Here is a 5,573-nt window from a genome sequence, read left to right on the forward strand (position 1 = left end):
ACCTTCTTCTTCTGGTTCGTAGGTTGCCCAGTGGACGTATTTGTCTATGATGTAGTCGAAATTATCTCTCCATACTAGGCCGTGTAGTGGGCAGATGTATTTAAGGTCTAGGCCACCTGCTTTTTCTAGGGCTTTTTGTACGAATGTTCCGTATTTACCTACGATGTTTGTGTAGTATCTACGTCCTTCGTCTAGATAGTCTCTGTCCCAGTCTACTTCGTCTGCAAATAGTCTACCGTTGTTTGCGATAAATGATCCAAATGCGTCTGCTGAGAATAGGACTTTGTCGTATGAGTCATAGCTCATTAGCACTTCTGGCCAGTGTACCATTGGTGCTTCTACGAAGGTAAATTCGTGTTTACCAAAGCTTACTGTGTCGCCTTCTTTTACTTCGATATATCTATCATCTACGTGGTAACCAAATTGTCTCATGAACATTACTCCCTTTTCAGAAGAGATTATTTTCATGTTTGGATATCTTTGTAGCATTAACTCTATTGCTGAACAGTGGTCTGGTTCCATGTGGTGAACTATCATGTAGTCAAGGTCTCTGCCGTCTAGGACTCTTGCTATGTTTACCATATATTCTCTGGTTACTGCCCAGTCTATTGAGTCTATTAGTACTGTTTTTTCGTCCATTAATAGGTAGGAGTTATATGATACACCTTCAGGTATTGGAAATATATTTTCAAATAAGGCTAATCTTCTGTCGTCTCCACCTACATAATATAAATCGTCTGTTACTTTTCTAACTGTATACATTATTACCTCCTACTACTTTCTATCTTCTGGGAATTCCATCTTGATGAATTCGTCTTTATCTTCGCCAGAAACAGGTGATACCCAGCTGTCAGGAAGTTTGTCAAATGGAGTGCCCGGCTCGATTCCTTGTGTTGGATCTCCTACTTCAGGGTCATATTCATAACCTGATCCTAAGTCTACATAAACGTCTTCTTTTGGAGCCATTTTTCTTGGTTTACTTCTTTTGATTTTTGGTTGTGGTGGTGCTGGTTTCTTTTCTTCGCCGTTATCAAGTTCTTTGATTAATAGTGGAAGAATTTCCATTGCATCGCCTACTATACCGTAGTAACAGTTGTTGAAGATGTGAGCGTTTTTGCTGTTGTTTATCGCAACAATTGTTGATGCGTCTTTCATTCCCTTTAAGTGTTGGCCTGCTCCTGATACACCTACACCGATGTAGAGGTTGCCTTTGAAGCTTTGACCACTCATACCGATATATCTTTCAAGTGGAACATATTTTAATGTTTCTGCTACTGGTCTAGATGATGAAATAGCTGCACCTGCTTGATAAGCTAGGTCTTCTATTAGTTTCATGTTTTCCTTTTCACCTATACCACGACCTGCTACAACTACTCTTTGTGCTTCGTTTATTGGTGTCATTGGATCGATACCAATTGTAAAGTCATAGCCGTCTTTCTTTAGGGCTGCTACTAGTTTTTTAACCGCTTCTTTTGGATTTCCTTCAAAGATTTCGCCTTTACGTACACCTGCGATTGGAGCTGCTTTGCCTTTGCCTCCAGCTCTTTTCATCTTTGGAGCACGTCCTACTGTGTTTGCACCAACTACTACTCTCATGATTTCGTTAGTACCTTCGTAGATTTGAGTGATTTTAGCGTCCCTGAAGAATCTTTCTACGTCGATTCCCTTGATGAAGCCTGATCCACCATATAGTTGAACTGCTTCTGTTGTTATTTTCATTGCTAAATCTGATGCAACATGTTTAGCCATTGCTGCTTCTGCAGAGTATCTTTCGTGGTTTTCTTTAAGTTCTGCCGCAGAGTAGATCATAAGTCTTGCGCCACGTAGGTATGTTGCCATGTCAGCAAGTTTGAAAGTATTTCTTTGTAAGTGAGCTATTGGCATGCCAAATTGTTCACGTTCTTTTGCATAAGCAAGGGCGGATTCATATGCGCCTTGGCCAATACCTAAGGCTTGAGATGCTATACCAATTCTACCACCGTCTAGAGTTGCCATAGCTATAGCAAAACCTTGGCCTTCTCTACCAAGTAAGTTTTCTTTTGGAACTTTTACATTGTCAAAGTGAAGTTCAGCTGTAGATGATGATCTGATACCTAATTTGTCATAGTGATCAGAGAAGGTAAATCCTTCAAATTCTTTTTCTACTATAAATGCTGAAATACCGTGAGTACCAATACCAGGTGTAGTTACTGCAAATACTACATATGTATCAGCCTTTGGAACGTTTGTAATAAAGATTTTTTACCATTTAGTATATAGTTGTCGCCGTCAAGAACTGCTGTTGTTTCAGTACCACCAGCATCAGAACCAGCATTTTCTTCTGTAAGACCAAAAGCACCTACTTTTTCACCCTTAGCAAGTGGAACTAGGTATTTTTGTTTTTGTTCTTCAGTACCGAAGGCAAAGATTGGGCAGCTACTTAAAGATGTGTGAGCAGAGCAAATTACGCCTACACCACCATCTACTCTAGATAATTCTTCTACTGTAATAACATAAGAAATTACGTCAAGACCTTGACCACCGTATTCCTTTGGATATGGGATACCCATAAATCCTAACTCACCCATTTCCTTAACTATATCGTCAGGATACTCATTATTTTGGTCGAGGTCGAAGGCGATAGGTTTTACCTTTTCTTCTGCGAAAGCTCTGACTTTTTTCCTAAGCTCTTCGTGTTGTTCTGTTGTTTTAAAAAGCTTATAATCCTCCTTACATTATTATCCTTATACTAGTATAAGTAGTACTAAGAAAACGTTTTGTCAAGAATATTTTCACTTACAAATATCTTATAAATTTGTTTGGTAAAACCTCGTTTTTTCCAAAATAACTAAAAGTTAATTGTTATAATTTAAAGTTCTTGGAAAAAAATAAGCAAACTCTAGCAAATTCATTTATCAATAGGCTTATTTTCAAAACATTTTCCTCTTATAATTTATATCCATTTCCCCTAATTTATAACCAAAAATTAATAATTTAGTTAATTTTTTTCCAAGCTAAGTTTTGTGTGTTTTTCTACTGATAGAAACACTTTCTTTTAAATCCTTAACAAAGTTTTAAGTTTTATATCATAGCTTTGGGGTATAATAGGAACAAGAGGTGTATTATGAAAAACAAATTATATAAACCAATAATTTTATCGCTTATGGCCCTAAGCCTTGTAGGTTGTGATTCAAATGAAGTGGCTGTAGCTGATAAAGACGAATCAAGCGAAATTGTAGAAGAAGTCCAAGAAGAGATGGATACAGAAAATAAACCAGCAGAAGACGATATAGACAAGTCTAAGCTTAAGGATACTGAAGAAGACAAAGACGATAAGAAAGAAGAGGCAGAAAAAGAAGTTTTAGAAGTCTCAAAAGAAGAAGAAAAAAAGGACGATAAACAAGTGGCAGAAAAAACTAGCCCAGAAAAGGAAACTAGCGAAGAAGATAAGGCCCATGAGAAAGACGGCAAGTATGTTTCATCTATGATAGCTGAGCTTAAGGGTGAGCCAAGTGATTATATCACAGCTACTGCCTATGAGTATAAGTTTGAAGATAATAAATTTGTAGTTTCTGGATCCTTTGATTATTTTGAAAACCCTGAAGACTATGAAAATGTCGAAGAAATAGGAAATGAAAAAGACCACAAGTTTGTAGTAAACAATGATACAGTTCTTCAAGCTGTTGGTGGTATGGCTGACCCAAAGATATTTAACAAAGAAGACTTCCTCAAATACCTAAATGAATGCAAGGACACAGGACTTGCCCTAATAATATTTGTAGAAAACGGAGTTGCAACAAGTGTTTCAATCTCTTCATAAAAGAAAGTAAGAAAATTTTCCCAAGAGCAAATTTTGCTTTTGGGATTTTTTTATAAAATTTTCTCTATGTTATCTTGATAAAGTAATAAAAGTGTGGTAAGATATAAATATCAATAAGTTATCTAGATAAATAGATAATTAACAAACGCGATTGCCTCATGTCATAGAAAGGATTTACTATGTTTAACTATAGAGAAAACGATTTTACATCTTATAAAATGCTTTTTACCCAGATTGGAGCAGCCCTAGGTGGTTATTCTAGCCTGGTTTTAAAAGAAAATATGATTTTAGTATTTCTAGCTTGTCTAACCTTTGGCTACCTACTTGGCCTTGTCTTGGATAAGAAAAAAGTTTACTAAACCAACGGATAATGAGCAAGGCCTTCCTCCCTTTTGGTCAACAAAATAAGATGCTTTATTAAATTTTTAACTAGACTTGCCCATTATCAAAGGCCCCGAAAACGGGGCCTTGTTTTTATTATAAAATTTCTTGGGCTAGGATTAAAAGCCCTAGGGTAGCTGACTTACCATCATATTTTGGTCTAACTATATATTCATCCAAGTCAGGTAGGTCTACATAGCCATTCATAAGGTCTTTAAATTTTTTCCTTACTTTTTCTATAAGGCCATCTACCTGCATAACTCCGCCACCAAAAACTATGACTTCTGGGCTAAACATAAGGCTGGTATTGTGGGCAGCTTGGGCTAGGTAGTAGGCTTCTATATCCCAAAACTCATCCTCGCAGTCTAGGTCTTGTCCGCACTTACCCATTCTTTTTTCTATATTTGGGCCAGATGCAAGTCCTTCTAGGCAATCACCGTGGCACATACATCCACCTTCATAGGTGTCCCTAGGGTCTTTTTTTATAATCATATGACCCATCTCAGGATGGCTTCTTCCTCCAAGGAAATTATCATCTTGTACAAGGCCACCACCGACACCTGTTCCTACAGTATAGTAGGCAAGGCTAGTCTTGCCTTCCCCACGACCTACCTTATATTCACCATAGGCTGAGGCATTTACATCAGTTGTTACAAAAATTGGCACAGGGAAGTCTTCTTCAAGACATTTTACAATATTAAAATCCTTCCAACCTTCCTTAGGAGTATTTAAAATCTTGCCATAGTCTTTAGAATCAGGGTTAACCTCTATAGGTCCAAAAGAGCCTACAGCTATAGACTTGATTTCGTCTTTGTATTTGCCAAAAAACTTTTTTATATCTTTAAAAGTTTCTTCTGGTCTTCTTGTATCAATCCTAATGTCATCTAAGACCTCTAGCTTGCTGTTACCAACAGCACAAATCATCTTGGTTCCGCCAGCTTCTAATATCGCTAACATAAACCCTCCTTATATTTATAAACCTTTTCTTTCTTATATTTTACCACTTTTTATAAAATTATATCACGATTATAAAGGCTAACTATCTTCCTTAAAAACAAGAAGATAGTTTTTTTCTCTTTCTTCTTTTATCTTAAAACCTAATTTTTTATGGAGATTTAAGCTTTTTTATTATTTTTCCCCACCTCCGATCTTATTTCCTCTCTATTGGCAAAGTTATCAAGAACTTTGCTAAGGAGTTTTTCCCCATAACCCTTCCTTCTAAAACTAGGATTAGTTTCTAGGGCTTCTAGTAGGAAATATTTCCCCTCATCAAAGAGTCTTAGGGCAGATAGGTAGGATTTTTCGTCTATTAGAATAGCCAAATAATTTTTGCCACTTTTTAAAAAATCATTTTTAAGATAATCTGTGTAGGCTTGTCTCACTTTTTGATATA

The 5,573-nt window shown here is 36.7% G+C and carries 5 protein-coding genes and 1 pseudogene; 2 read left to right on the forward strand and 4 right to left on the reverse strand.

What is annotated here, in order from left to right; translation table 11 throughout:
• A partial coding sequence (locus Q0410_RS00420) for an FprA family A-type flavoprotein (protein ID WP_299031547.1) occupies nt 1–762 on the reverse strand: 762 nt, incomplete at its 3' end.
• Nucleotides 763–774: 12 nt separating this feature from the next.
• Nucleotides 775–2,696, reverse strand: a pseudogene (locus Q0410_RS00425) (acyl-CoA dehydrogenase family protein); the annotation flags it as partial.
• A gap of 407 nt (nt 2,697–3,103) precedes the next feature.
• Between Q0410_RS00425 and Q0410_RS00430 the strand changes: the two are divergent.
• Nucleotides 3,104–3,799, forward strand: a complete 696-nt coding sequence (locus tag Q0410_RS00430; RefSeq protein ID WP_299031549.1) for a hypothetical protein — start codon at nt 3,104–3,106, stop codon at nt 3,797–3,799.
• 179 nt (nt 3,800–3,978) lie between these two features.
• Nucleotides 3,979–4,158 (forward strand): hypothetical protein, encoded by a 180-nt coding sequence (locus Q0410_RS00435; RefSeq protein ID WP_299031552.1) that lies wholly within the window; start codon nt 3,979–3,981, stop codon nt 4,156–4,158.
• A gap of 118 nt (nt 4,159–4,276) precedes the next feature.
• Here the strand turns inward: Q0410_RS00435 and Q0410_RS00440 are convergent, their stop codons facing one another.
• Both Q0410_RS00440 and Q0410_RS00445 read right to left on the reverse strand, forming a co-directional pair.
• Nucleotides 4,277–5,137 (reverse strand): ROK family protein, encoded by an 861-nt coding sequence (locus Q0410_RS00440; protein WP_299031556.1) that lies wholly within the window; start codon nt 5,135–5,137, stop codon nt 4,277–4,279.
• A gap of 158 nt (nt 5,138–5,295) precedes the next feature.
• On the reverse strand, nt 5,296–5,573 hold a 278-nt coding region (locus Q0410_RS00445; protein WP_299031559.1), incomplete at its 5' end, for a GNAT family N-acetyltransferase.

The sequence above is a fragment of the uncultured Anaerococcus sp. genome (assembly GCF_937934665.1).
In the GTDB taxonomy this organism is placed as follows: Bacteria; Bacillota; Clostridia; order Tissierellales; family Peptoniphilaceae; genus Anaerococcus.

Excerpts from the sequence above, each read along its gene's own strand:
- Q0410_RS00440 (WP_299031556.1), bottom strand. The coding sequence starts at position 5,137 with ATGTTAGCGATATTAGAAGCTGGCGGAACCAAGATGATTTGTGCTGTT.
- Q0410_RS00430 (WP_299031549.1), top strand. The coding sequence starts at position 3,104 with ATGAAAAACAAATTATATAAACCAATAATTTTATCGCTTATGGCCCTA.
- Q0410_RS00435 (WP_299031552.1), top strand. The coding sequence starts at position 3,979 with ATGTTTAACTATAGAGAAAACGATTTTACATCTTATAAAATGCTTTTT.